The organism is Minwuia sp. (genome assembly GCF_048007105.1).
Lineage (GTDB): Bacteria > Pseudomonadota > Alphaproteobacteria > Minwuiales > Minwuiaceae > Minwuia.
In genome coordinates, this window is sequence record NZ_CP180352.1 from 2827201 (window position 1) to 2851456 (window position 24256).

Consider the following 24256-nt stretch of genomic DNA (forward strand, 5'->3'; position numbering starts at 1 on the left):
CCGGTCCTCATCCGCTCCAGATGCCGGCGGGCGCGGCGTCCTGCGCCCGGCGGCAGGCATCCGCCCGGTTCAGGAAGCGGGTCCGGTATTCGGGGTGTTCGGTCCCCATCAGCCGGTCCCAGAAGGTGAAGTAGAGGCCGTAGTTGAACCGCCCGTGCTGGTGGTGCATGTCGTGATGGGTCGGGGTCGTCATCCATCGCGTCAGCTTCCAGTCGATCCAGCCCGCGGGAAGGAACTCGTAGCCGCAATGGCCGATGACGTTCCGCGCGAGCATATGCATCAGGAAGATGAAGATGGCGATCCCGTCGGCCGGCAGGATCAGCAGGTAGATCGGCAGGAACAGCGCTTCCAGAACCGCTTCCAGCGGCGCGAAGGCGTAGGCGGCCCAGGGACTTGGAGTCCGCGAACGGTGATGCGTGATGTGCGCGGCCCGGAACAGCGGCCGCCAGTGCATCGCCCGATGGATCCAGTAGAACCAGGCGTCATGGGCGACGATCAGGCCGAGCGTGTGCACCAGGATCAGCCAGGCCGGCGAGTCCCGCAGGATGTCGGCCAGACCCAGCTGGGCGAGACCGAAGACCAGGAAGAATCCGTTCAGCGAAAAGATCACCGAAGTCAGCAGGGACCATGCGAATTCCCGCCGCCGGTCGGTCGAGGACGGGATTCGGTTCTGGATCCGTCTCGGCGCCAGCGGCTTCCTGAAGACATTGATCAGGATGGCTGCGGCGAGGCCGAAAAGCAGGTAGCGACCCGCATCGAGCATCAGGATGGTTGGCCAGACGTCGGGAAAGAGCGCCAGCACCTCGGCGGGGCTTCTGGTATCCTGTGACATTGCAATTCTCCGTCATTGCGGGTGCAGATGACGGAACCCTGACGGGACGGCGAGGAAGCATCTCGCCGATTGCCTGAAAGCGCTCGCCGTTTCCGGAATCGGCGAGGTTTTTCAGGTTTCGGCGTTGTTTCCGCCTTGCCGAAACGCCGACGGCGTCTCGCCGGTGATGTCGCGGAAGGCGCGGTTGAAGGGACCGACGGAGCCGTATCCCAGATCCATGGCGATGGTGAGGATGGGCAGGCGCGTCATGGCCGGGTCCCGCAGCCGCCGTCTTGCTTCGGCAATGCGATGACTGTTCAGGAAGGCGTTGAAGTTGCGGAAGCCGAGTCCGCCATTGATGGCGCGCCGCAGGCGATACTCGGGCACGCCGAGGTCGCCGGCCAGGCTGGCCACCGTGATGCCGGAGCGAAACAGGCCTCCCTCGTCGGCATGAGCCTGCAACCGGTCCAGCAGACCAGCCTCAGGATCGGTTGTTTCTGCCGGCTTGGCACTTTCGGCTACTGTCGCCACTGCAGGTGCAGGGGAGGAGGCCCGGCGTGGTGCGAACAGCGCCATGCCGAGCAGGGTCGTCACCGTCAGGATCGATATCGCGGCGAGCGGCTCCAGGGGTGTCCGGTCCGCCGGATCGCTGAGGATCAGTTCGACCGACAGCGTCACAGCCGTGTAGAGAACGGCGACACCGACGACGAAGATCCGGGCGCGGCGCCGGCCTTCAACCAGATCGCCTCGGTAGTCGGCGATCAGGTGCCAGATCGCATGCGCCAGCACGGCGAGGCCGAACAGCCGGATACCGTTCCAGAACAGCGGCTCCCACCAGGCGGTCAGGGCAGCGGCGAATGCGGCGCCAGGGACAGCGAGCGCCGCCCCGGCTGCCCGGGGCATGCCGCCGGGCGCGTCGTCGAAGACCTGCCGCGACAGCGCCCAGAGCGCCAGCGGCACGGCGACCGAAAGGGCGATCAGCAGCGCCCGCAGGACCCCGGACGGCGCTGGCCAGGGGCCGGACAGCCAGAGATAGCCGGCAACGCAGATCATCGCCGCAAGCAGGGCCGGACCGAAGCGCGGACGCGGCCAGGCCGACAGCGTCAGTGCAGCGAGCATAAGGTACTCGCCCAGCACGATAATCCGGACGGGTCCGTCGATTGCCTCGAACATCGGAATTCTCCCTTCGGCGGCGTCGCCCCATCACCCTTTCGTGTGACACCAAATTGCCGCATTTCCGCCCCTTGGCGGACCGGGGTCGAGCACACATATGCCGGGTCAGGGAACGGGCTGGCCGGTGCGCAACCTGATCCCCAGGTGTCCCCCTCCACCTGCCAGAGCGCGCCGGCCGGTCCACCCCTCAAATACCGGACGAAACCCTCGTCAGGAGCCGCCCCGGGGTACCCCCCAATCACCCTCCCCCGGGGTGGATGACTGACATACCGTCCGACACGATCGCCCGTCGTCCGCCATGGAATCCCCCCTCAATTCCTCCCGGACGGCGGGCGTTCATTTTGCCCTAGTCGCTTCAGATCTTGTCGAGCCGCACCTCGATCCCGGCGCTGCGGGCGTCTTCCAGCGCATCGACGGCAGCCTCCACCGTGTCCACATAACTGACGTAGTCGGCGACGGCCGGCGCCGCGAAGTTCTCCGCCACGATATGATCCATCAACTGGCGGAACGGGGTGAAGTAGCCGTGCTGATCGACGATCACGATCGGCTTGCCGTGCAGCCCGAGCTGGCGCCAGGACAGGATCTCGATCAGTTCGTCCAGGGTGCCTATGCCGCCGGGCAGGACAACGAAACCGTCCGATCGGCGGACCATCTCGGCCTTGCGCGTGTGCATCGTGTCGACGATCAGCAACTCGGTCACATCGTCGTGTTGCACCTCGACTTTGTGGAGGTGTTCCGGAATGATTCCGATCACTCTGCCGCCTTCCGAAAGCGCGCCGTCGGCGACCCGTCCCATCAGCCCCAGCCGGCCGCCGCCATAGACGAGTGCGCGGCCGCTGCTGCCGATCAGCCGGCCGAGGCGCTCCGCGGCGTCAAGGAAATCGGGGGCGGCCCGGCTGCTGGAGCCGCAGTATACACAGATCGATTTGAGGTCCGTCATGAAAGTCCTGTTGCTGGTGTTCGCGATGCTGCTGGTTGCCCTTCCTCAGGGGCCAGCGCGGCGGGCGAGGCGGATGTTGTCGGCGTCGAGGTCGTCCGGCTGACATCGTCCGGCAATACTGTATTCCGCTTCCGCGTCACCGTCGCCCATGCCGACACCGGTTGGGACCACTATGCCGATGCATGGGAAGTGGTCGGGCCCGACGGCACCGTGCTCGGCCGGCGCGTCCTCCTGCATCCTCATGTGGACGAACAGCCCTTCACCCGCAGCACTGACCTCGAGATACCGGCATCGGTCGCGCGCGTCACCGTCAGGGCGCATGACAAGGTGGATGGCTTCGGCGGCAAGGAAATGCAGGTCAAAATACCCCATGAAGAATAGGCGAAGCCAAGGGAATCATTGCGGTTGTCAGGGCCGTGGATTAGTTAGTCCGGGTTTGTGACAGTTTTTGGATCGGAACCGTCTTGAACAGAACTGTGGGCGCCGTCCTTGTCGTGCTCGTCGTGGCGGTTGTCGCGGCGTTCCTGCTGTCGCGTGGCGGTGACGAACCCGAATCGACTGCCGATAACGGCAGCGTGAAGGTCACCACCCAGGAACCTGCGGCGCCGGCGCAGCCAGCGTCCGAAGATGCGGCCACGGCCCCGGAATCCGGTGGTGCCGCTCAGTCCGACAAGACAGCCGTGAACGAAGACAAGGATGGCGTGGCTGGCGCCGTCGACAAGGCGGGCGACGCCGTCGCCAAGGCTGTCGAGAATGTCGGCGACCGTGTTCGCGAGGCTGGCCAGGCGCTGTCCAGGGCCGCCGGCTCGGCCTCCGAGGAAGTCGGCAAGGCGGGCGAGGAGGTGGCCAAGGCTGTCGGTGCCGACGACGTCGCCGAGCAGGCCGGGAACGAGCGCGATGAAAAGCGCGAACCGGATCCGGCAACCCGCGAGACGTCAGGCGAATCGAAGGGCGAACCCGAGGCGGTGACGCCCAGCCGGAAATCGGCGACCGAGGATGAGCCGAAGGTGGCCGCGCTGCCGGCGCTGACGCCGCCGAGCTTCGACATCGTCCGGATTTCGAACCGCGACTGCACGGCGGTCCTCGCAGGGCGCGCGGATCCCGGCGCGACGGTGACGCTGCTGGCGAACGGCCAGCCGCTGGCGACGGTGGTCGCGGAATCGTCGGGCGAGTGGGCGCATCTGATCCACGATCCGCTCACCCCAGGCTCGATCAGTCTCTCGCTGGTGGCCGAGCTGGACGGGCGGCAGGCCGCCGCGTCGGACGACGTCGTGCTGATCGTGCCTGACTGCAGGGAAGGCGGGGACAGCGATACGGCCATTGCCGTGCTGACGCCGAAGTCCGGCGGCGGCACCCGGCTCCTGCAATCGCCCGAGCCGGAACAGCCCGGCGCGAAGCCCAAGGGCCTGAATGTCGGCAAGGTCGATTACGACGACAAGGGCAACATTTCCGTGTCCGGTTCCAGCGATCCGGAGCGCGAAGTGCGCGCCTATGTCGACGACAAGCTCATCGGTCGCGCGGCCGTCGACAGCGAGGGTCAGTGGAAGCTGGTGCCGGAGACCGAGATCAGCCCCGGCCTCCATGTCCTGCGCGTCGATCAGGTCGATTCTGCCGGCGAGGTGCTGGCCCGGATCGAACTGCCGTTCGCGCGGGCGCGGCCCGGTACGCTCGACCTCTCCGAAGACCAGATCATCGTGCAGCCGGGTAATTCGTTGTGGCGCATCGCCCGGCGCACCTATGGCGCCGGCGTCCAGTACTCGGTCATCTATCAGGCCAACTCGGACCGTATCCGCGATCCCGACCTGATCTATCCCGGCCAGGTCTTCCGCCTGCCGGCAATCAGCGGCGGCGCCTCGAACTAGTTCAGCAGCGGCTGGAACCGGAGCGGCGCCGGATCGGCGACGACCAGGCCGGACTCCGTTACCCGCATGATGGCGAGAAGCCGCTCGGCCGTGCCGTCCCGCTGGATCCGGAACGCCCCGAAATAGGCAGCGTAGCCATCCGGTTGCAGGATCATGTCGGAGGTGATGCGGCCGTCCGAGCCGACGCGTCCGGCCAGATCGGCGGCGACAGCGACAGCATCATAGGCAAGCGCGGCCAGCCGGCCGGGGTAGACGCCGTAACGGTCAACGTAGCGGGTCATCAGCTGCTCGAACTCGTCCGGGCTGGGACCGGGGAAGACCGCGTTGATCAGCGTCGGCTCGCGCTCCAGCCCCTCGCCATACCAGCGGCTCAAACCCAGAAACTGGATCCGCTTCGGATCGACGTCGTAATAGGCCAGTAGCGGGGCGACGGTGCTGAGCCGGTCTTGCGGTTCGGCAAGCAGGACGGCGTCGAACGGCGGATCGCCGAAGGTATCGAGGTTCTCCAGACGGGCCAGGGCGCTGCCGGTGGCGTTCGCCTTTTCCCGCTGGAGCGCCGCTCTGCGTGCATCGTAGTCGGCGAAGCGCCGGGCCGTATCCAGCAGTACCTGATTGTCGGCGAAGGCGCCGGCCGGATAGTGAGTGATCCGCACGGCTTCCAGACCGGACAACGGCGCCAGTTCGCGCAGCTTGTCGGCGACCAGAAGGCCGAAGGGGGAATCGGGAAGGAAGGCCGCGATCCGCTGCAGGCCCTGCATGGAGGCGTGGCCGAGAATGCGGCGGACCTCGTTCTCGGGCGTCAGGCCCAGCACGGCCGCGCCGTTGCCGGCGGCGGAGTGGTCGTTGGAGAAGGCGAGAACCGGCACGCTGCGCGCCGACATGATCTGGGCGACGGGCTGCACATGGGCGCCGAACAGCGGACCCAGAACAAGCTGTGCGCCGTCCTGTTCGGCCGCCATCGCGGCTGCGCGGGCGCCGGCGGGCGTGGATTCCGTGTCGTAGGGCATCAGCGTCATGCGGTCCTGACCGGAATCGAACACGGCCATCTGGGCGGCCTTGAGAATGATCTCGCCCGCCGCGCCGGCCTGTCCGGACTGGGGCAGCAGGATCGCCACCTTGAGCGGCAGCGGTGTGCCGACGGGACGGTTGCGGCGATACAGGCGGTCGACCTCGTTGTCCTGACGCGCGGTGTCGATGTCGTCCAGCGAGCCGGTCGCCAGACCCGGGGGCAGAGGCTGCGGGGCCGGCTTCGACGGCGCCGGCGCAGTCGCGGCGGGCTTCTGCGACGTGCTAGCCTTGTCCGACGAACTGCTGCTGCAGGACGCCAGCATCGAAGCGCCGGCCATGATCGACAGAATGGCGGTGAGGTGTGTGAGGTTTCTTGTCGTTATCATTTGTTCACCTGGAGTTAGAGTTGTCCAACGCCGCCGACGACCGGAGCCCTCCCAGACTGTCCCCCGGTCTCTACGTGGTTGCGACACCAATCGGGAATCTGGGCGATATCACCGACCGGGCTCGCCTTGTGCTGTCCCAATGCGACCTCCTTCTGGCCGAGGATCGTCGGTTCGCGGCGCGCCTGCTGTCCCATATAGGCGCGTCCGTTCGCATAGAGAACTATGCCGACCACAATGCCGCAAGCGTCCGCCCGCGGATTCTCGAGCGCCTCGCGGCAGGCGCTGCCATTGCGCTGACCAGCGATGCGGGCACACCGCTGATCTCCGATCCGGGCTACAAGCTGGTCGACGAGGCCCGGGAAGCCGGGGTTCCCGTGCATGCCGTGCCGGGACCCTCGGCGGTGACGGCCGCGCTGTCCGTGGCAGGACTTCCGACCGACCGGTTTCTCTTTGCCGGATTCCTGCCACCTAGGCAGACCGCGCGGCGCCGGGCGATCGAGGAAGTCCGCGCGGTCCGTGCGACGTTGGTCTTCTACAAATCGCCCAAACGCCTGCCGGGGCTGCTGGAAGATCTGCACGGGGTGCTGGGCGACCGGCCGGCGGCTTTGGCGCGCGAGCTGACGAAACTGCATGAGGAGGTCCGCCGGGACGGGCTTGCAGGGCTGGCTGAGCATTACGCGACGGTAGGCCCGCCAAAAGGCGAAATTGTGGTGCTGGTGGGCTGGACCGAACCGGAGGCGGTCGACGACGCGGCGATTGACCGGCAACTGGCCGAATTGATGCAGCAGATGAGTCCCCGCGACGCGGTCGACAGGGTGGCCGCAGAGACAGGTGCGCCGCGGCGTGAGGTCTATCAGCGCGCGCTGGCGATCAAGGACCGCGATGGCCAGGCCTGACCGCCAGGCGCGTCAGGCGGCGGAGAAGGGCGGCCGGCGGGCCGAGACCCTGGCGGCGCTCTACCTGCGCTGCAAGGGCTACAGGGTGCTGGCGCGGAATGTCCGCACACCGGCCGGCGAGGTCGATCTGGTGGTGAGGCGCGGACGTACGGTTGTATTCGTCGAGGTGAAGCAGCGGACCGGTCGCGCGGAAGCCGGTGTCGCGGTCGCCCGCGGCCAGCAGCAACGCATCGCCCGCGCCGCCGAGTACCTCTCCGGCACCCCGCGTTTCAGCAGCCTCGGCGACTGTTTCCGTATCGATCTCCTGCTGCTCAGACCGGGACGCTGGCCCGAGCATCTGACCGATGCCTGGCGGTCTTAGAATTGCCACACCGTTTCCCGTATGATTCCGCCCACGATTCAACGATTCGTTGGACTGAAAGGACGGTAGCGGTGAACCAATTCCCTCTTATTCGCGTGCTGGCGGTCGCCGGTGTTCTGGGCAGTGCAGTGCTGCTGCATGGCTGTGGCGGTGTCCTCGTCGGCGGCGCCGCGGCCGGCGGGATCGGCGTGGCGCAGGAACGCTCGGTCGGCAATGCAATCGACGATACGGCAATTGCGACAAAGCTTTCCGCCAAACTCTTCGATGAAAGCTTCAAGCTGTTCCGCGACGTCGATCTGGAGGTCGTGGAGGGCCGTGTGCTGCTGACCGGCAAGGTCGAGGAGCAGGCGTCGCGCCTGAAGGCCGAGGAACTGGCCTGGTCGGTGAATGGTGTGACGGAAGTTGCCAACGCGATCCAGGTCACCAGCGAGGGCGGAATTGGATCCTACGCCAGCGACGTGCGCATCTCCAACGAACTGCGGGCGAAGATCATCGGCGACGGCGACATTCTGGGGATCAACTACTCGATCGAGACGGTCAGTCAGGTCGTGTATCTGATCGGTATCGCGCAGTCGCAGGAGGAACTGGACCGGGTGATCGCCCACGCGCGGTCGATCAAGGGCGTCAAGAAGGTCGAGAGCTATGTCCGACTGAAAGACGACCCGCGCCGCACCGGCTGATCGGCGGGAGCCGTGGACTGGCGGGCCGTGCTGGAGCGGCAATCCTTTCTGGAAGACGACGAACTCGACGTCGCGGAGACACTGCTGGCGCTGTCCGCCGCCGACAATCCGGACCGCGATCTCGATGCGGAACGCGAGCATCTCGCGTCGCTCTCGTTCGGGATGACCGATCCGCCCTCGGCTCTGGCTCTGGCGCAGAGGTTGTCGGGCGAACTGGGATACCAGGGCGACAACGAGACCTATGACGACATGCGCAACGCCGATGTCGCCGAGGTCATCCGGCGCCGCCGCGGCCTGCCGGTGGCGCTGGGCCTGCTCTACATCGTGACCGCGCGGCAGCTGGGCTGGGAACTGTCCGGGATCAATTTCCCCGGTCATTTCCTGATCCGCCTGACGACCGGAGAGGGACACCAGATCATGGATCCCTTCAACGGCGGCGAAGTGGTCACGCCCGCAGACATGAAACAGATGTTGACGGTGATGGCCGGCGGGGACGCGCGGCTGCACCCGGCCTACATGGGCAGCGTGCCGGTCCGCCAGGTCATCGTGCGGCTGCAGAACAACATCAAGATCCGGGCGCTGAAGGCCGGCGATGTCGCCGCGCCATCGAGATCCTGGAGCGGATGAGTCTGTTTGCGCCTTCGGAAGCTTCAGTCTGGCTGGAATGGTCGGGCGTCATGGCCGGGCAGGGCAATCTGAAGGAAGCGATCTCGCTGCTGGAGGAGGGTGCGGACCACGCGCCGGACGAGGACTCGCTGCAGGCAATGGCCGATGCGCGCCAGGCATTGGGCCGGCGGCTGAACTGAGGCTTTACCGGCCCGGCAGCCGCCCTATCATTCCGCCGGTCCGAGGAGGGGAGCGTCACCGCATGAGCCTGAAAGTCGCGGTCCAGATGGACCCGATCCACCTGATCGACATCGACGCGGATTCGACATTCGCGCTGATGCTGGAGGCCTCGAAGCGGGGTCACGATCTCTATTACTATATGCCCGGCGAACTGGCGTGGGCGGGTGGCACCGTGCGCGCCCGGATGCGGCCGGTCGCTGTCCGCCGCGAGCATGGCGACCACTACGAACTCGGCGACGACACGGTCGTGGATCTGACCAGCATGGATGTGGTGCTGCTGCGGCAGGACCCGCCCTACGACATGTCATATCTGACGACGACCTGGCTGCTGGAGCGGGTCCATCCGAAGACGCTTGTGGTCAACGACCCGGCCGAGGTCCGCAACGCGCCGGAGAAGATCTTCGTCACCCGTTTCGCCGATCTGATGCCGGAGACGCTGATCACGCGCGACGAGGCCATGATCCGCGATTTCTACCGCGAGCATGGCGACATCATCATCAAGCCGCTCTACGGCAATGGCGGCGCCGGCGTCTTCCACCTGAAGCCGGGCGACGACAATCTGAGCTCGCTGCTGGAAACCTTCTTCCAGATGTTCCGTGAACCGGTGATCGCGCAGCGCTTCCTGCCCGACGTGCGCAAGGGCGACAAGCGCATCATTCTGGTCGACGGCGAGCCCGTGGGCGCGATCAACCGCGTACCGGCGGAGGGGGAGGCGCGCTCCAACATGCATGTCGGCGGCACGCCGCTGAAATCGGAGCTGACCGAACGGGAGCAGGAAATCTGCGCCCGGATCGGGCCGGAACTCCGGGCCCGGGGCATGATCTTCGTCGGCATCGACGTGATCGGCGGTCTGATGACGGAAATCAACGTCACCAGTCCGACCGGCATCCAGGAGATCGACCGCTATGACGGCTCCAACCTGAGCGGTCTGATCTGGGACGCCATCGAAGCCAAGGTCCGTTGATTCTCACGCATGAAAAAGGGGGCCCGGCAGGCCCCCTTCTCCGTTCCGTGCCCTGGAGGGCCGGATATCAGAGCTTCTCGAGGATCGCGTCGGCGCCCGAGACGGTCAGTTCGCCCGGATTGCTCTCGACGGCGAGGTGCTCGACCTTGCCGTCATTGACGACCATGGCGAAGCGGGTGGCCCGCTTGCCCATGCCGCGCGGCGTCAGGTCCAGCGTCAGGCCGAGGCGGGAGACGTAGTCGCCGGAGCCGTCGGCCAGCATCATGATCTTGCCGCCGGCGGCCTGGTCCTTGCCCCAGGCGTCCATCACGAAGACGTCGTTGACGGACAGACAGGCGATCGTGTCGACGCCCTTGGCGGTCAGCTGATCGGCCTTGGCGAGAAACCCGGGCACGTGCTTTGCGGAGCATGTCGGCGTGAACGCGCCGGGAACCGCGAACAGCACCACCTTCTTGCCGCTGAAGAGCTCGTCCGACGTGATCGGCGCCGGGCCCTCTTCGGTCATGTGCATGAAGCCGCCCTCGGGTACCTTCTCGCCTACCTGAATGGTCATGGGAACACCCCCTTTTTCTGGATTTGATTCTGTCGCTCCGCGCCGTCCCGCGCGGTCGAGGGGGCAGGTAGTGTCGTCGACCTCCCCTGTCCAGATTGTGCGACCTATCGCGCCCGCTTGTCCACGGTCACATCGGTCTCCAGCGCCCATCCGCGGTCATGCAGGGTCACCGTCAGCGTTTCGCCATCCAGGGTGCGTCCGCCCGGGGCGTCGAGGATCCGCGCCTGGCATCGGACGGCTGCCGCTGCGGCCTCACAGGCCGGCCGTGCGAGCACGAATCCTGCCGGCGGCTCGAAGATCGCACCTGGCGAAGTGACAGCGCCCCCGGGCTGTAGCTCCACCTTCACGACGCCATCGGGCATGGCCATGGCGCTGGCAGAGGGAGCGGGGACCGGACGTTCCGGCACCTGAAGCAGAGCATCGGCGATGGTCGCGCCGTGACGGTTCACCGGCCAGTCGCCGCCAGGCAGGTCGAGCGTCAGCGCCGCCTCGGCCGGCACGCAGATCTCCGCACAGGCCGCGTAGACCAGGTTGAGGCGGATTCGGGCCGCGCCATCCCGCTCGATCCGGACGGGTAGCACGGCCTCGTTCTCGTAGCCGTAGGTCTCGAGGCCGTAGAAGACGAAATGCTTCGGAATCGGCCAGGCAATCCGCTCGTTGCCGACACCTTCCGTACCGCTCCAGTCGGGCTGCGGCGGAAAGCCGGCATCGCCCGGGCTGCGCCAGTAGATCTTCCAGTGCGGCGCCATCGCGAAATGCATGCCCAGCATGTCCTGACCATCCGGCGTGCGGCCGGCGATCAGCCGCACCTCCGCCTCGGCGATGCCCGCCCAGTTCGAGGCGAACTCCGACGCGCTTGCCGTGCCGGCAGCCGCCAGCAGACCGGCGGCGATCAGGATGGAACGAAGGGATCTCATGCACCTTCTATAGGCACGTGGACGTCCGGCTTCCAATGACCTGCGCACACAAAGCCGTGTCGTCACGCGCAGGGCTGTCATTGCTTGAAAGCCGCCGGCGGGCGTACCATCCTGCCATCATGAGCAGTGACACGAAGGCCTCCCGCGGCGGCGACAGCCTGGAGGGCCAGATCCTCATCGCAATGCCGACCATGGCGGATCCGCGCTTCGAGCGCTCCGTGATCTACATGTGCGCGCATTCGTCCGACGGCGGGGCGATGGGACTGATCGTCAACAAGTCGCTGAACAATCTGAGTTTCGCCGATCTGGCCGGACAGCTTGATCTCGGACGGCCGGAGGACATGCCGCTGATCCCGATCCACTACGGCGGGCCGGTCGAGACCGGCCGGGGCTTCGTCCTGCACAGCCAGGACTATGGCCGCGACGGCACGATCCCTGTGGGCGAGGGCGTCTGCCTGACTGCGACGGTCGATATCCTGCGCGCTATGGCGGGCAATCACGGGCCGGAGAAGGCCGTACTGGCGCTCGGCTATGCCGGCTGGGCGCCGGGCCAGCTGGAAGGGGAGATCCAGCGCAACGACTGGCTGCATTGCGACGGCGATCCCGGACTGCTTTTCGATTCCTCGCTGGATGACAAGTGGACCGCGGCGGTCGCCCGCATCGGCATCGATCCGGCGCTGCTGTCGTCGGAGGCCGGCCGCGCCTGACGCGAGCCTGCCGGGGGGAGGAATACCATGAAGATCAACGCGACGCCGTTCGCCATCGACGTCGACCAGACGGTGCTGGACGACCTCAAGGCGCGTCTGGAACGCACACGTTTTCCCAACGAGCCCGAGGGCGGCGGCTGGTTCTACGGCGCGGACCTGACCTATGTGCGCAAGCTGGTCGAGTACTGGCGTGCGGGCTACGACTGGCGGCGCTGGGAGGCCGAGATCAACCGCTGGTCCGGCTACATGGCGCATGTCGACGGCTTCGACATCCACTTCCTCTGCGAGCCGGGTTCCGGCAGCAATCCCGAGCCGCTGCTGGTTACCCATGGCTGGCCGGGATCGATCTTCGAGTTCCACTGGATCATCGAGCGGCTGGCGCATCCGGAACGCTTCGGAGGCGATGCGGAAGACGGCTTCACCGTTATCTGCCCGTCACTGCCCGGCTATGGCTGGTCCAGTGCGCCGGACAAGCCGATGCATCCGAAGCTGATCGCCGATCTCTGGGCGCGCTTCATGACCGAGGTTTTCGGCATCGAGAAGTTCTCGGCGCAGGGGGGCGACTGGGGTTCGATCGTCACCTCCTGGCTGGCGCACCGGCATCCGGAGCGGCTGAACGCCATCCACCTCAACATGGTGCCGCTGCGGCCATATCTGGGCGACGGCGCTCCGCCGGTCTCCGACGACGAGCGGAAGTGGATCGGCGCCTTCAAGAAGCGGACGGCCCGCGCGATGGGCTACTTCCAGATTCAGGGGACCAAGCCGCAGACGCTGAACTACGGTCTTGCGGACAGCCCGGCCGGACTCGCGGCCTGGATCGTCGAGAAGTTCCAGTACCGCATGAAGGAGGGGCCCGGCGAGCTGTCGCTGCACTCGATGGACGAGCTGCTGACCAACATCATGATCTACTGGGTCAACAACGCCCACAACTCGGCCAGCTGGATCTACACCTCGGTCACGCATGAGGGCGGTATGGAACTCGGGGTTCGGGACGACGGGACGCCGGACCGGATCGAGGTGCCGACCGGCTTCTGCCTGTTCCCCTACGATCTGGTGCCGATCCCGCCCGAGAGCTGGCTGCACCGCGCCTACAATGTGAAGCACTTCACCGCCGAAGCCGACGGGGGGCATTTCGCGGCGCTGGAGAAGCCGGAAGAGCTGGCGGCCGATATTTTCAAGTTCTTCAAGGGCCTGCGATGATCGAGACGCCGGAGGACCGGGCTCAGTACTATGAGAGCTACTCGGTAGGTCAGAAATTCTTCGGGCCGGGCGTGACCCTCACGGAAGCGGACATCATCGATTTCGCCTTCCGCTACGATCCGCAATCGCATCACATCGACAAGGAAGCTGCCGAGCGGTCGATATATGGCGGTCTTATCGCCAGCGGCCTGCAGGTCCTCGTCACGTCGTTCCGCATGCTGATCCAGGGCGGTTTCGCCGGTTCGGCGTCTATGGGCGCCAATGGCCTGAAGGACCTTACCTGGCATGCGCCGGTGCGTCCGGACGATACGATCCGGGGCGAGGTCGAGGTGGTGGATATGCGCGAGAGTCAGTCGCGTCCGGGGATCGGGCTTGTGGCGATGCAGTGCCGCGTCTTCAACCAGCGCGACGAGGTCGTCTGTTCCTGGGGGGCGACCCAGTTCATCCGGAAACGGCCGGCCTCGTGATCATTCCCTGCCAGCGACACCTGTTCGATCTTCCGGACGACCGCGCCTATCTGAACTGCGCCTACATGGGCCCGTTGATGCACGACGTGGTCGATGCCGTGGCAATGGGGGCCGCGCGGAAGGCGACGCCGTGGACCCTTTCGCCGGAAGATTTCTTCACCGAGACCATGAACGCGCGCAGCCTGTTCGCCCGGCTCTGCGGCGCGACCGCCAACGACATCGCCGTCGTGCCCGCTGCCAGCTACGGGCTTGCCGTCGCCCAGCGGAACATCCCGGTGGGCGAAGGCCAGCGCATCATCGTGCTGAAGGACCAGTTCCCCTCCAACGTCTATGGCTGGCGGGAACTCGCCGCCGCCAATGGCGCCGAGGTCGTGACGCTGGAACGCGGTCAGGACGGCGACTGGACGCGCGTCATTCTCGACGCCATCGACGAGCGGACAGCGCTGGCGGCGCTGGCGCAGAACCACTGGACCGACGGCAGCCTCATCGATCTGGAGCGGGTGGGCGCACAACTGCGGGATGCGGGCGCAGCGCTGGTGCTCGATCTGACCCAGTCCCTCGGGGCCATGCCCTTCGATGTGAAGACGGTGAAGCCCGATTTCATGGTGGCGGCCTGCTACAAGTGGCTGCTCGGCCCCTACACGATCGGCTTTCTCTACGCCGATCCGAAATGGCATGGCGGCGAACCGATCGAGCAGAGCTGGATGATCCGTTCCAATGCCGAGGATTTCGCCGGGCTGGTCAATTACGTCGACGGTTTCCGTCCCGGCGCCCACCGCTTCGACATGGGGGAGTTCTCCAACTTCGCGCTGATGCCGGGCGCCATCGCGGCGATGGAGAAGCTGCTGGAGTGGACGCCGGAGGCCATTGCCGAGACGCTGGGCAACCGGACGCGTGATATTGCCGAAAGGGCCGCGCGCCTCGGGTTGAGATCGCCGCCGGATGGCGCGCGGGCGCCGCACTTCCTGGGGCTGAGCTTTCCCGAGGCCATGCCGCCGGACCTTGTCGGCACGCTGGCGGCGCGCAATGTCCATGTCAGCGTCCGCGGACAGTCCATGCGGGTGACGCCGCATCTCTATAACAATGACGATGATGTCGCCCGGCTGATGGATGCGCTGGGCGCGGTACTCTGAGGGGGAAATTCGAATGGAATATGTGCGTCTCGGCCAGACCGGCCTGAAAGTCAGCCGCCTTTGCCTCGGCTGCATGACCTATGGCGATCCCGACCGCGGGCACCATTCCTGGGTGCTGCGCGAGGCAGATTCGAAGCCCTTCTTCCGGGAAGCCTGGGAGGCCGGGATCAACTTCTTCGACACCGCCGACATGTACTCGATCGGCGCCTCGGAAGAAGTCACCGGCCGGGCACTGAAGGAACTGGCGCCGCGCGATCAGGTCGTGATCGCGACCAAGGTCTTCAATCCGATGTCGGATGCGCCGAACGACCGCGGTCTGTCCCGGAAGCACATCATGGCGGGTATCGACGACAGTCTGCGCCGTCTCGATACGGACTATGTCGATCTCTACCAGATCCACCGCTTCGACTACGACACGCCCATCGAGGAGACGATGGAGGCTCTGCATGACTGTGTGAAGGCCGGCAAGGTCCGCTATATCGGCGCGTCGTCGATGTGGGCGCGGCAGTTCATTGAGATGCAGCACGTCGCCGATCTGAACGGCTGGACCCGCTTCGTCTCGATGCAGAACTTCTACAACGCCGCGTACCGCGAGGAAGAACGCGAGGTCATCCCGTATTGCGAGGACAACGGGATCGGCCTGATCCCCTGGAGCCCGATGGCCCGCGGGTTCCTGACCCGGCGGCCGGAAGGCAAGTCCTTCGGCAGCACAGAGCGCGCAAAGTCCGACCCCGTGGCGGCGCGGGTGTTCGGCCGGGACGCCGATTTCGATGTCGCCAATGCCGTCTGCGACGTCGCCGATGCGATGGGTGTGCCGCCGGCGCAGGTGGCGCTGGCCTGGGTGCTGAAGAACCCTGCGATCACCGCTCCGATCATCGGCGCCTCGAAGGACGGGCACCTCAAGGACGCGCTTGCCGCAATGTCTGTCGAGCTGTCTGCCGAGGACTGCAAGAAGATCGAGGACGCCTACCAGCCGCAATGGCCGAAGGGTCACCGCTGATCCGCGCGGGTGTCTTCCAGAGCGCCGGCGATCTCGGCGATCCGGCCGCCCGGTTCGCCGCGCTGGAAGCGGCGTTGCAGGGCGCCGAACTCGATCTGCTGCTCTGCCCGGAGCTGTTCCTGTCCGGATACAATGCCGGACAGGCGATCCGGGACCGGGCCGAACCCGTCAACGGTCCTTTCGCGGCGCGGGTATCGGGGCTGGCCCGGCGGACCGGCACGGCCATCGCCTATGGCTTCCCCGAACCGGGTCCGTCCGGCATCTACAATGCAGCGGCCTGTTTCGGGCCGGACGGGACCTTGCTGGCGCATCGCCGCAAACGGGTGCTGCCACCCGGCTTCGAGGTGGAGATGTTCGTCCCCGGCGACAGTCCGCTGACCATGTTCGAGATGGCCGGCGCGAAGGTCGCGCTGGTGATCTGCTACGAGATCGAGTTCCCCGAGAGCGCCCGCGCCGCGGCAAGGGCTGGGGCGGACATCCTGCTTGTGCCGACGGCGATCTCGACCACCTGGCCGCTGGTGCCGGAGAAACTCGTTCCGTCGCGAGCCTTCGAGAACGGCCTCTGGCTCCTCTACGCCAACCATGCCGGCCACGAGAACGGCATCGACTATGCCGGACAGAGCTGCATCGTTGCGCCCTTCGGCGAGGTGGTTGCACGTGCTGCGGTCGACTCCGAACTGATCATGGCCGGCATCGATCATTCGGAAGTCGAACGGGCGCGCGAACGGCTGCCGTTCCTCAAGGATCTCCCGCAGCTCGGCTTCTAGACCATCACCGTCTCGGCCTCAGCTGGACAGTAGCAGGGCACGTCCGCGCCGCGCTTCTCGATCATCATCCTCGCGATGGCGTGCTTGGCGTCGATGGCGTCGTCGTCCTGGTCCGGGTCGTGGTGGAACAGGTAGAGGCCCTTCACCTCGCCACGGCAGGCGAGTTCGACCACCTGGCTCAGGCAGGAATGGCCCCAGCCGACCTTCGAGCGGTATTCCTCGTCGGTGTAGGTCGTGTCCGTGATCAGCATCTCGGTGCCGCGGACGAAGTCGGCGAGCTGATCCATGTAGCCCGGCGAATGGTAGTCGGAATCGGGCAGGAACATCTCGTTGTCGGTGATGTAGCAGACCGACCTTCCGCCATAGTCGACGCGGTAGCCGAGGCAGTAGCCGGGGTGCGACAGCAGCATCGTCTTCACCTGCAGCCCGCCGACGTCATAGGTGCCCTCGCGCAGGTCGCGGTAGGTCACCCGCGCGCCGAATTCCCGAACGGTGATCGGGAAGTAGGCGCCGCTCATCTGTTCGGAGACCAGCTTCTCGATGCCCAGCGAGCCATGCATCGGCCCCAGCACCTCGTAGTCGTTGCCGGGGATGAACAGCGGCGCGAAGAAGGGCAGGGCGTTGATGTGGTCCCAGTGCGGATGGGAAATGAAGATCTTGCCCTCGGTGCGGGTCTTGCCGCTCGCGAGCAGATTGGAGCCGACCTCCCTGATCCCGCTGCCGGCGTCGAAGATGAAGAACTGCCCGCGCGGGAACGAAAGCGTCACGCAGGACGTGTTGCCGCCATAGCGCAGCGTGTTGGGTCCCGGCTTCGGCAGCGTGCCGCGCACGCCCCAGAACTTCACCTCGACCCGGTCGCCCAGTATGCGGTCGACGGTCGACAGGAAGCTCTCCGCCTTGATCGGCTTCAGGATGTAGGCGTCGGCGCCGAGTTCCATGGCGCGGGCGCGGTCGTATTCGAATGCCTTGCCCGAGAAGACGAAGATCTTCATCTCGTCGAAGGACGGGTCCTCGCGCAGCTTCTGCGTGAGTTCCATGCCGTCCATGTCCGGCATCATGACATCGGTCAGAACGGCGTCGGGCCGCTCGGACCGGATCGCCTCGAGACCCTGGATGCTGGAATTGTGAACATCGACCTTGTGCCCCGCCTTCTGCAGGACGGCCTTTGCATGGCCCGCCGTCAGACGGTCGTCGTCGATGATGATGAACCGCTTCGGCTCCAAGCGTCACCCCCTGCTCAGCCTTGGCCGCCCTCCCGGCCAGGGTCCGGGCAAAATGGCCGAAAAACCCGGTCGATGCAATTTTCGTGGCGGTAACTGGTTAACGCGCAAAGACCTTCTGCAGAAGGGCGGTTGTGCGCTCTGCCGGATTGTTGCGGATCGCGGCCTCTTCCTGCGCCAGATAGTGGAAGATGCCGTCCAGCCCCAGGTCGAGAACATGCTCTGTCAGATCGGCCTTCAGGTCCGGCATCAGCGGGACTTTCGAGAACTCGCCGACGGTCTGCTCGTAGGTCTGGATGGCGCCGACATCGGCGAGGCTGCTGTCGACGACGGGGCGCATCTCCGACTTCAGGCCAGGGGTCATCTGGCGGCGGAAATACTGCGTTGCCGCGTCGTCCGGACCGTTGAAGATGTCCATGACATCCTGAAGGGTCATGGCCTCGATGGCGTCGAGGAAGAGCGGTTTGGCCTTGGCGGAGGCGACCTCGGCGGCGCTGTTGAGGCGGTCCTCAAGCACGTCCAGCTCGTTCGACATGCCGAGCCGCTTCAGGATCGACTGCGCCTTCCTGAGATTGTCAGGCAGTGGGATGTGGATTGCCGGGTCGCCGTCGAAGCCGCCGGCTGCGCTGACCTGCTCGACCACACGGCCCGAACCGACGCTTAGGGCCTCCTTCAGCCCAGCGCCGATCTCGGCCTGCGACAGGCCGGAGGAACTCGAGCCGCCTGTGACGCCGCCGAGCAGGTTCTTTGCCTTGCCGAAGAGGTTGTCGGCCAAAGCCGGTGGGGCGGCAAAAAGTGCTGCCGCGAGGAACAGATGGATGAAGCGCATCGTCGGTCTCCGTTTTCAACACCCGGAGAGCGATGGTCGCAGAGCTTGGGGGGAAGGGAAAGCCAGAGGACCGCGGCGACCGATCCGGCCTGGATTTGGGGGGTCGGGGATCCTGTCCACCGAACCGGCCGCCGGGAGCCTCATGGCTGATCTGGATACCGCAAGCATCAGGCCAGATTGGGGCCATCCCGGCCTGTCTGGTGGGTGGAAAAACGCTGATTCGATGCGTAACGCGTTGAAAAGCCGAAATTTAAATTCGTCCGGCGTTCCCGTTTGGCGGCCAAGATTGCGTGAGCGGCATCACATTACCCGTTCCGCGAGCCGATTTCCCCTGCGGAAGCTCTACCGGGTATGGTCGCGCGTGTGGCGAAACAGGAAGGCGTCTGTCCCATTTACTGGTGCAATTTGCGACCCGGTTGGTTAACCGAATGGAACTTTCGCGAAATCAGCTTTTCTTGCGGAACGCGTCGAGCGAGACGACTTCGCCGGTGGTGTCGGATTCCGCCGCTGCCTCCGCTTCGCCCCGTTCCTCGGCGTCGTCCTGGCTGGTCGGGGCGGGCTCCGGAAAGGACCCGTTATCTCCCTCGACAGGAAGGGCGGCCATGCCCGCCGGCTGGAACTGCAGACCGAACTGAACGCTGGGATCCGCAAAGGACGTGATCGCATCATAGGGCACGCGGATACGCGTCGGCAGCTTGTTGAAGCTCAGCGATACCTCGAAGGCCTCGTCGCCGACTTCCATGTCCCAGAACTGGTGCTGCAGCACGATGGTGATGTCATTTGGATACCGTTCCAGCAGGTGATCGGGCAGTTCGACCCCTGCGAATCGGGTCAGGAAAGTGACATAGAAGTGGTGGTTGCCCTGCAGGCCGTCCGTGGACGCCTTCTCCATGGCGGCACGGACCACGCCCTTCAGCGCGTTCTCCACCATCTGCGAATAATCCATGCCACCTCCTGGCGCCCGGACCGCCCGGGCGTCGCTTCATCGTCCGGCCACCGGTTCGGCAGCGGCCGCAAATCAGTGGGGGGCTTCTGTTGCCCGGCGCCCCCCGGGCCGCGCTTACCTGGCTATATTAGGCAGCGAGCGCCATTTCGTTGTCGTTGGCACTTGTGAAAATGGTCCGATATCGGCGGTACCATGCCGAGCGAAAACTACATCTTTACCACGCGCGTCGATCCTGTTTCGCCCCCGTCAGCTGCCGACCGGCGAACATGCCGGAAGATTTGGTGGAGGCGCCGGGTACTGCCCCCGGGTCCGCTACGCTTATTCCATGAAGCGTTTATCGCCATAGTCGGTTACCCGACGCCGCAACATATAGGCTGTTTGCGGCCCGATTTCCACCGTGGGCGATGTGGCGGCCACGCGGTGCGTCGAATCGCATAAGATGTGCGGCCACCCAGTCCACGGAGAGCCGGATGCCGCTTACCGACGAACAGCTCGCCCAGATCGAGGCGCAGCGGGCCGAAACCCAGCCGACGCGGCGCGCGGTATCGTCTGCGCTGGAAGACGTGCTCTACAAGGCCATTCCGGTGCTGGACCACGGCTTCGTGCGCGTCGTCGACTACATGGGTGACGACGCGGCGGTGGTGCAGGCGGCGCGGGTGTCCTACGGGCGCGGGACGCGGCAGGTCAGCCAGGACGCCGGCTTGATCAACTATCTGATGCGGCACCGTCATTCGACGCCGTTCGAGATGTGCGAGATCAAGTATCACATCAAGCTGCCGATCTTCGTCGCCCGTCAGTGGATCCGCCATCGCACGGCCAACGTGAACGAATATTCGGCGCGCTACTCCATCCTGGACAAGGAGTTCTATATTCCGGCGCCCGAGCATCTGTCGGCGCAGTCGTCGTCGAACCGGCAGGGCCGTGGCGACGTGCTGGAAGGCGAGGAGGCGGCGCGCGTCATGGACCTGCTGCGCGAGGACAGCGAGCGGGCCTATGCACATTACGAGGATATGCTGAACGAAGGAGCGGACGGCGAACCGCTGGATGCCGGGCGCTCAGGTCTGGCGCGCGAACTGGCGCGCATGAACCTGTCGCTGAACTTCTATACCCAGTGGTACTGGAAGACCGATCTGCACAACCTCATGCACTTCCTGTCCCTGCGCGCCGACAGCCACGCGCAGTACGAGATCCGTGTGTTCGCTGACGCGATGATCGACACCATGCGCGCCTGGGTGCCGCTGACCGCAGCCGCCTTCGAGGAGTACCGTCTGGGCGGCGCGAACCTGTCGGCGAGGGGCCTCGACGCCGTGAAGCGGATGCTGAAGGGCGAGGCCGTCGATCAGAAGTCCAGCGGCATGTCCGCGCGCGAATGGCGTGAACTGGCCGCAATTCTGGACGTATAACACCCCAATACCCGTATGGGTTTCGAAGCGGTACGCGCCTTGCTAGAGAGGCGAGAGAACCGTTAACTATCCGCATTCTGCAAGCCGGGGTGCCGGATCGGTGTGGATTGGCAGCCGAAAGAGTGCTGGGGCGTCATGAGTGAGGCAGAACGCGATGACTATTCCGGGAAGCCCGACGCTGTGACCATGGAGCAATTCGACCGCTGGCTGCAGGACTTCGGCGCGGCCTGGCAGAATCTTGACGCGGAGCAGGTCGCAGCTCTCTTCGATCCCGAGGCGGCGTTCTTCGAAACGCCTTTTGGTCCGCCGAAGCGCGGGCAACAGGCCATCCTGGCTCACTGGCGCGAGGCGCTGTCGAAACAGTCCGACGTCGTCTTCATGTACCGCGCGCTCGCGGTTAACGGCGATCTGGGTCTGGCCCGCTGGGCGGCGCAGTTCAACCTGATCGAGGCCGGCGTCCGGATCGAGTTCGACGGCATGCTGGAATGCCGACTGGGCGACAGCGGCGACGCCCGCCTGCTGCGGCTCTGGTGGCATGACCGCGAGGCGCCGAAGCGCAACTCCGCAGCCTGAGGCCGATCGGCCCATTGTCCTGAACCCACGGAACGCTATCATCCCGCGCCGTTCAGCGGGGGAGGAGAACGCATGTCCGTGAAGGTCTATGACTGGCTGGCGCACCACACGCAGTTCGGCGGTGACCGGTTGGCGCTGGTCGATCTGGAGAGCCGCCGCCGGTTCACCTATGCCGAGGCCAATGACAGGGCAGGCCGCGCCGCCGCACTGTTGCGGCACCAATTCGGCATTAAGCGCGGCGACCGGGTCGGCATCCTGGCGTCAAATTGCACCGACTACCTGGAGATACAATTCGCCTGCGCCAAGCTGGGCGCGGTGTTCCTGCCGCTCAACTGGCGTCTGACGGTTCCGGAACTGTCCTTCATCGCTGGCGACGCCGGCCCGAAGATCATGATCCACGGCCCCGAATTCGCAGAGACCTCGGCGGCTGTCGCAAAGGAAGCCGGCATCGCGCATCTGCTGGAAACCGCCTGCGACGGTTCCGACAGCGCCTATGAGCGCGGGCTGAAGGCGCAGGCCGGACCGGTCGAGATGGTCGATCTCACCCACGACGATCTCTGGACCATCATGTACACCTCCGGCACGACGGGCCTGCCGAAGGGGGCGATGATCACCCATGGCATGACCTTCTGGAACACGGTCAATCTGGGACATCCGCACCGCATTTCGCCCGACACCGTGCAACTGACCGTGCTGCCGCTGTTCCACACCGGTGGCCTCAACTGCTACTCCAATCCCGTGCTCCATGCCGGCGGTACGGTGCTGGTGATGAAGGCCTTCGATCCGGCTGTGGCGCTGGACCTGATCAACGATCCCGAACTTGGCATCACCCACTTCTTCGGCGTGCCGGCCAACTACCAGTTCATGGCGCAGCAGCCTGGCTTCGCGGATGCGGACCTGTCGCGGCTGCAGATGGCCGGCGTCGGCGGCGCGCCGGTGCCGGTGCCGTTGCTGGAGATCTGGGACAAGCGCGGCCTCGGTCTGGCCCAGGGCTTCGGCATGACCGAGACCAGCCCCTCCGTGCTGGCGCTGGACGCCCGCGACGCCATGCGCGCGCCGGGTTCGGCCGGCAAGCCCGTGTTGCACAATCAGGTCAAGATCGTCGACGAGGACGGCAAGGAGGTTCCCGTCGGCGAGATGGGCGAACTCTGGGTGAAGGGTCCGAACATCACGCCGGGTTACTGGAACCGTCCGGAGGCCACGGCATCGACCATCACCGATGGCTGGCTCCACACCGGCGATGCCGCCCGGATGGACGAGAACGGTTTCTACTACATCGTCGACCGCACCAAGGACATGTACATCTCCGGTGGCGAGAACGTGTATCCGGCCGAGGTCGAGAACGTGATCTACCGCCTCGACGACATCGCAGAGGCAGCGGTGGTGGGGCTGCCTGACGACAAGTGGGGCGAGATCGGCTGTGCTGTGGTGGTGCTGAAGAAGGGCGCCGAACTGACGGCGGATCAGATCATCGCCCATTGCCGGGCCAATCTGGCCACGTTCAAGACGCCGAAGCGGGTCGAGTTCATCCAGGCCCTGCCGCGCAATGCGACGGGCAAGGTGCTCAAGCGCACGCTCCGCGACGACCTTGCGGCCGCCGACGCCAGGGTCGCCTGACGCTTGCCGCCGATCCGCAATGACGAGCGGCTGCTGGTCGAGGCGGTCGTCCGCTTCGCCGGGGACCGGGGTCTGAAACTGGTGCGCATGTCCCAGGACTGGGTCATGGCGCTGGAGGGACCGGCGGGAAGGCATCTTGTCTTCGGCTATGATCTGGGCCTGAACGGGGCCACGACGCTCAGGGTCTGCAACGACAAGGCGGCGACATACGACGTGCTCGCCGCCGCTGCTGTGCCGATGATCGAGCACCGGCTGTTTCTCGAGCCGATCATGCACCGCTTCACCGGCCTGCCGGGCAACTGGTCACGGCTGCTCGAGGCATTCGAGGCCTTCGCGCGCGATGTCGTTGTGAAGGCCAATGAGGGCACCAGCGGCAATGACGTGCACCGCGTGACCTCGACGGCGGAACTGGAGCGGGTCGTGCACCTCTTGCTGCAGTCCTGCCGGTCGGTCGCTGTCTCGCCCTTCACCGAGCTGACTGCGGAGAAGCGTTTCGTGGTGCTCGACGGCGAGATCCTGCTCGCCTACGCCAAGGAACGGCTTTCGGTCGAAGGCGACGGCAAGACAGCTATCCGGCAGCTGGCGGCGGCGGCCATGGACCCCGCCGGCGCCGAGGAATTCGCCGACTGGCTTGCCGGCGTTCCGCGGTCCGAACTGGACCGTGTGCCGACGGCCGGAGAGCGCGTCGTGCTGGGCTGGCGGCACAATCTGGGGCACGGGGCGCAGGCCGAGCGCATCGACCCGGAAGCGCCGGCGCATGCCGCCGCCGCCGGTCTCGCCCTCAGGGCGGCGGAGGCCGTGGCGCTCCGTTTCGGCAGCGTGGACATCGCCGAGACCATGGACGGCGCGCCCGTCGTCATGGAGGTGAATGCCGGCGTGATGCTGGAGCATTTCGGCCGGCGCGATCCCGAGGCCCGTGCAACCGCGCTCGGCATCTACACCGCGGCGCTTGCGCGCGCCTTCCCCGGCTGAGCATTGCGCCGCACGCCGCGGATGC

At 65.8% G+C, this 24256-nt stretch carries 27 protein-coding genes and 1 other RNA gene; 17 read left to right on the forward strand and 11 right to left on the reverse strand.

All coding sequences use genetic code 11. From position 1 onward, the window contains the following. Nucleotides 1–7 precede the first annotated feature (7 nt). The 4 genes from ACMVY4_RS13675 to ACMVY4_RS13690 all read right to left on the reverse strand — a co-directional run bounded on the left by ACMVY4_RS13675 (nucleotide 8) and on the right by ACMVY4_RS13690 (nucleotide 3296). A complete protein-coding gene (locus ACMVY4_RS13675; protein ID WP_416896578.1) occupies nucleotides 8–832 on the reverse strand; it encodes a sterol desaturase family protein in 825 nt (274 codons plus the stop codon). Between the two features lie 111 nt (nucleotides 833–943). Further along, nucleotides 944–1984 (reverse strand): helix-turn-helix domain-containing protein, encoded by a 1041-nt coding sequence (locus ACMVY4_RS13680; RefSeq protein WP_416896579.1) that lies wholly within the window; start codon nucleotides 1982–1984, stop codon nucleotides 944–946. Nucleotides 1985–2339: 355 nt separating this feature from the next. Continuing rightward, a complete protein-coding gene (locus tag ACMVY4_RS13685) occupies nucleotides 2340–2924 on the reverse strand; it encodes a TIGR00730 family Rossman fold protein (protein WP_416896580.1) in 585 nt (194 codons plus the stop codon). 45 nt (nucleotides 2925–2969) lie between these two features. After that, nucleotides 2970–3296: a hypothetical protein gene (locus tag ACMVY4_RS13690; RefSeq protein WP_416896581.1), complete on the reverse strand. Its 327-nt coding sequence runs from the start codon at nucleotides 3294–3296 to the stop codon at nucleotides 2970–2972. 92 nt (nucleotides 3297–3388) lie between these two features. Between ACMVY4_RS13690 and ACMVY4_RS13695 the strand changes: the two genes are divergently transcribed. Further along, on the forward strand, nucleotides 3389–4786 hold the full coding sequence (locus ACMVY4_RS13695) for a LysM peptidoglycan-binding domain-containing protein (protein ID WP_416896582.1): 1398 nt from the start codon (nucleotides 3389–3391) through the stop codon (nucleotides 4784–4786). Here the strand turns inward: ACMVY4_RS13695 and ACMVY4_RS13700 are convergent. Beyond that, on the reverse strand, nucleotides 4783–6180 hold the full coding sequence (locus ACMVY4_RS13700) for a penicillin-binding protein activator (RefSeq protein ID WP_416896583.1): 1398 nt from the start codon (nucleotides 6178–6180) through the stop codon (nucleotides 4783–4785). The two genes, ACMVY4_RS13695 and ACMVY4_RS13700, sit on opposite strands and share 4 nt — an antisense overlap. Before the next feature lie 20 nt (nucleotides 6181–6200). Here ACMVY4_RS13700 and rsmI point away from each other — a divergent pair, with 20 nt between their 5' ends. The 6 genes from rsmI (at nucleotide 6201) to gshB (ending at nucleotide 9927) form a co-directional block, all read left to right on the forward strand. After that, nucleotides 6201–7076, forward strand: a complete 876-nt coding sequence (gene rsmI, locus ACMVY4_RS13705; RefSeq protein ID WP_416896584.1) for a 16S rRNA (cytidine(1402)-2'-O)-methyltransferase — start codon at nucleotides 6201–6203, stop codon at nucleotides 7074–7076. Continuing rightward, nucleotides 7063–7437 carry a YraN family protein gene (locus tag ACMVY4_RS13710; RefSeq protein WP_416896585.1) on the forward strand — a complete coding sequence of 125 codons (375 nt, stop codon included), beginning with the start codon at nucleotides 7063–7065 and terminating at the stop codon, nucleotides 7435–7437. Before rsmI ends, ACMVY4_RS13710 begins: the two co-directional genes overlap by 14 nt. Before the next feature lie 71 nt (nucleotides 7438–7508). Next, complete coding sequence (locus ACMVY4_RS13715) at nucleotides 7509–8117, forward strand: BON domain-containing protein (RefSeq protein WP_416896586.1); 609 nt, start codon at nucleotides 7509–7511, stop codon at nucleotides 8115–8117. A 12-nt stretch (nucleotides 8118–8129) separates the two neighbouring features. Then, nucleotides 8130–8744 carry a SirB1 family protein gene (locus ACMVY4_RS13720; protein WP_416896587.1) on the forward strand — a complete coding sequence of 205 codons (615 nt, stop codon included), beginning with the start codon at nucleotides 8130–8132 and terminating at the stop codon, nucleotides 8742–8744. Beyond that, nucleotides 8741–8923 (forward strand): hypothetical protein, encoded by a 183-nt coding sequence (locus ACMVY4_RS13725; protein ID WP_416896588.1) that lies wholly within the window; start codon nucleotides 8741–8743, stop codon nucleotides 8921–8923. The genes ACMVY4_RS13720 and ACMVY4_RS13725 overlap by 4 nt, the downstream gene beginning before the upstream one ends. A gap of 62 nt (nucleotides 8924–8985) precedes the next feature. After that, nucleotides 8986–9927: a glutathione synthase gene (gene gshB, locus ACMVY4_RS13730; RefSeq protein WP_416896589.1), complete on the forward strand. Its 942-nt coding sequence runs from the start codon at nucleotides 8986–8988 to the stop codon at nucleotides 9925–9927. 67 nt (nucleotides 9928–9994) lie between these two features. Here the strand turns inward: gshB and ACMVY4_RS13735 are convergent, their stop codons facing one another. Continuing rightward, a complete protein-coding gene (locus ACMVY4_RS13735) occupies nucleotides 9995–10480 on the reverse strand; it encodes a peroxiredoxin (protein WP_416896590.1) in 486 nt (161 codons plus the stop codon). 104 nt (nucleotides 10481–10584) lie between these two features. Continuing rightward, nucleotides 10585–11397: a protein-disulfide reductase DsbD domain-containing protein gene (locus ACMVY4_RS13740; protein ID WP_416896591.1), complete on the reverse strand. Its 813-nt coding sequence runs from the start codon at nucleotides 11395–11397 to the stop codon at nucleotides 10585–10587. Nucleotides 11398–11516: 119 nt separating this feature from the next. Between ACMVY4_RS13740 and ACMVY4_RS13745 the strand changes: the two genes are divergently transcribed. From ACMVY4_RS13745 to ACMVY4_RS13770, 6 genes are read left to right on the forward strand one after another with little or no spacing between them, the layout of a single operon-like run. Continuing rightward, entirely contained in the window at nucleotides 11517–12104 is a 588-nt protein-coding gene (locus ACMVY4_RS13745) for a YqgE/AlgH family protein (protein WP_416896592.1), read from the forward strand. 27 nt (nucleotides 12105–12131) lie between these two features. Next, nucleotides 12132–13304 carry an epoxide hydrolase family protein gene (locus ACMVY4_RS13750; protein WP_416896593.1) on the forward strand — a complete coding sequence of 391 codons (1173 nt, stop codon included), beginning with the start codon at nucleotides 12132–12134 and terminating at the stop codon, nucleotides 13302–13304. After that, nucleotides 13301–13771, forward strand: coding sequence for a MaoC family dehydratase (locus tag ACMVY4_RS13755; RefSeq protein ID WP_416896594.1), 471 nt, complete (start codon nucleotides 13301–13303; stop codon nucleotides 13769–13771). Before ACMVY4_RS13750 ends, ACMVY4_RS13755 begins: the two co-directional genes overlap by 4 nt. After that, a complete protein-coding gene (locus tag ACMVY4_RS13760; protein ID WP_416896595.1) occupies nucleotides 13768–14904 on the forward strand; it encodes an aminotransferase class V-fold PLP-dependent enzyme in 1137 nt (378 codons plus the stop codon). Before ACMVY4_RS13755 ends, ACMVY4_RS13760 begins: the two co-directional genes overlap by 4 nt. A gap of 13 nt (nucleotides 14905–14917) precedes the next feature. Then, complete coding sequence (locus tag ACMVY4_RS13765; protein ID WP_416896596.1) at nucleotides 14918–15904, forward strand: aldo/keto reductase; 987 nt, start codon at nucleotides 14918–14920, stop codon at nucleotides 15902–15904. Then, nucleotides 15883–16671, forward strand: a complete 789-nt coding sequence (locus ACMVY4_RS13770; RefSeq protein ID WP_416896597.1) for a nitrilase-related carbon-nitrogen hydrolase — start codon at nucleotides 15883–15885, stop codon at nucleotides 16669–16671. Before ACMVY4_RS13765 ends, ACMVY4_RS13770 begins: the two co-directional genes overlap by 22 nt. Here ACMVY4_RS13770 and ACMVY4_RS13775 read toward each other — a convergent pair. The 4 genes from ACMVY4_RS13775 to ssrA form a co-directional block, all read right to left on the reverse strand. Beyond that, nucleotides 16668–17894 carry a response regulator gene (locus tag ACMVY4_RS13775; RefSeq protein ID WP_416896598.1) on the reverse strand — a complete coding sequence of 409 codons (1227 nt, stop codon included), beginning with the start codon at nucleotides 17892–17894 and terminating at the stop codon, nucleotides 16668–16670. The genes ACMVY4_RS13770 and ACMVY4_RS13775 overlap by 4 nt on opposite strands. A gap of 97 nt (nucleotides 17895–17991) precedes the next feature. Further along, nucleotides 17992–18720, reverse strand: coding sequence for a DUF4197 domain-containing protein (locus tag ACMVY4_RS13780; protein WP_416896599.1), 729 nt, complete (start codon nucleotides 18718–18720; stop codon nucleotides 17992–17994). Between the two features lie 445 nt (nucleotides 18721–19165). After that, nucleotides 19166–19666 carry an SspB family protein gene (locus ACMVY4_RS13785; protein WP_416896600.1) on the reverse strand — a complete coding sequence of 167 codons (501 nt, stop codon included), beginning with the start codon at nucleotides 19664–19666 and terminating at the stop codon, nucleotides 19166–19168. Nucleotides 19667–19740: 74 nt separating this feature from the next. Beyond that, nucleotides 19741–20065, reverse strand: a transfer-messenger RNA (tmRNA) gene (gene ssrA / locus ACMVY4_RS13790). Between the two features lie 71 nt (nucleotides 20066–20136). On the opposite strand from ssrA, the gene thyX reads away from it, so the two are divergent. The 4 genes from thyX to ACMVY4_RS13810 all read left to right on the forward strand — a co-directional run bounded on the left by thyX (nucleotide 20137) and on the right by ACMVY4_RS13810 (nucleotide 24231). Further along, nucleotides 20137–21069: an FAD-dependent thymidylate synthase gene (gene thyX / locus ACMVY4_RS13795; protein WP_416896601.1), complete on the forward strand. Its 933-nt coding sequence runs from the start codon at nucleotides 20137–20139 to the stop codon at nucleotides 21067–21069. A 135-nt stretch (nucleotides 21070–21204) separates the two neighbouring features. After that, nucleotides 21205–21642, forward strand: coding sequence for a YybH family protein (locus tag ACMVY4_RS13800; RefSeq protein WP_416896602.1), 438 nt, complete (start codon nucleotides 21205–21207; stop codon nucleotides 21640–21642). A gap of 72 nt (nucleotides 21643–21714) precedes the next feature. Next, nucleotides 21715–23259, forward strand: a complete 1545-nt coding sequence (locus ACMVY4_RS13805; protein ID WP_416896603.1) for an acyl-CoA synthetase — start codon at nucleotides 21715–21717, stop codon at nucleotides 23257–23259. 3 nt (nucleotides 23260–23262) lie between these two features. Then, nucleotides 23263–24231 (forward strand): ATP-grasp domain-containing protein, encoded by a 969-nt coding sequence (locus tag ACMVY4_RS13810; RefSeq protein WP_416896604.1) that lies wholly within the window; start codon nucleotides 23263–23265, stop codon nucleotides 24229–24231. Nucleotides 24232–24256 lie beyond the last annotated feature (25 nt).

Coding starts and splice junctions, on each gene's coding strand:
- ACMVY4_RS13675 (WP_416896578.1), bottom strand. CDS start 832: ATGTCACAGGATACCAGAAGCCCCGCCGAGGTGCTGGCGCTCTTTCCC.
- ACMVY4_RS13680 (WP_416896579.1), bottom strand. CDS start 1,984: ATGTTCGAGGCAATCGACGGACCCGTCCGGATTATCGTGCTGGGCGAG.
- ACMVY4_RS13685 (WP_416896580.1), bottom strand. CDS start 2,924: ATGACGGACCTCAAATCGATCTGTGTATACTGCGGCTCCAGCAGCCGG.
- ACMVY4_RS13690 (WP_416896581.1), bottom strand. CDS start 3,296: ATGGGGTATTTTGACCTGCATTTCCTTGCCGCCGAAGCCATCCACCTT.
- ACMVY4_RS13700 (WP_416896583.1), bottom strand. CDS start 6,180: ATGATAACGACAAGAAACCTCACACACCTCACCGCCATTCTGTCGATC.
- ACMVY4_RS13710 (WP_416896585.1), top strand. CDS start 7,063: ATGGCCAGGCCTGACCGCCAGGCGCGTCAGGCGGCGGAGAAGGGCGGC.
- ACMVY4_RS13725 (WP_416896588.1), top strand. CDS start 8,741: ATGAGTCTGTTTGCGCCTTCGGAAGCTTCAGTCTGGCTGGAATGGTCG.
- gshB (WP_416896589.1), top strand. CDS start 8,986: ATGAGCCTGAAAGTCGCGGTCCAGATGGACCCGATCCACCTGATCGAC.
- ACMVY4_RS13735 (WP_416896590.1), bottom strand. CDS start 10,480: ATGACCATTCAGGTAGGCGAGAAGGTACCCGAGGGCGGCTTCATGCAC.
- ACMVY4_RS13740 (WP_416896591.1), bottom strand. CDS start 11,397: ATGAGATCCCTTCGTTCCATCCTGATCGCCGCCGGTCTGCTGGCGGCT.
- ACMVY4_RS13745 (WP_416896592.1), top strand. CDS start 11,517: ATGAGCAGTGACACGAAGGCCTCCCGCGGCGGCGACAGCCTGGAGGGC.
- ACMVY4_RS13750 (WP_416896593.1), top strand. CDS start 12,132: ATGAAGATCAACGCGACGCCGTTCGCCATCGACGTCGACCAGACGGTG.
- ACMVY4_RS13755 (WP_416896594.1), top strand. CDS start 13,301: ATGATCGAGACGCCGGAGGACCGGGCTCAGTACTATGAGAGCTACTCG.
- ACMVY4_RS13765 (WP_416896596.1), top strand. CDS start 14,918: ATGGAATATGTGCGTCTCGGCCAGACCGGCCTGAAAGTCAGCCGCCTT.
- ACMVY4_RS13770 (WP_416896597.1), top strand. CDS start 15,883: ATGGCCGAAGGGTCACCGCTGATCCGCGCGGGTGTCTTCCAGAGCGCC.
- ACMVY4_RS13780 (WP_416896599.1), bottom strand. CDS start 18,720: ATGCGCTTCATCCATCTGTTCCTCGCGGCAGCACTTTTTGCCGCCCCA.
- ACMVY4_RS13785 (WP_416896600.1), bottom strand. CDS start 19,666: ATGGATTATTCGCAGATGGTGGAGAACGCGCTGAAGGGCGTGGTCCGT.
- thyX (WP_416896601.1), top strand. CDS start 20,137: ATGCCGCTTACCGACGAACAGCTCGCCCAGATCGAGGCGCAGCGGGCC.
- ACMVY4_RS13800 (WP_416896602.1), top strand. CDS start 21,205: ATGAGTGAGGCAGAACGCGATGACTATTCCGGGAAGCCCGACGCTGTG.
- ACMVY4_RS13805 (WP_416896603.1), top strand. CDS start 21,715: ATGTCCGTGAAGGTCTATGACTGGCTGGCGCACCACACGCAGTTCGGC.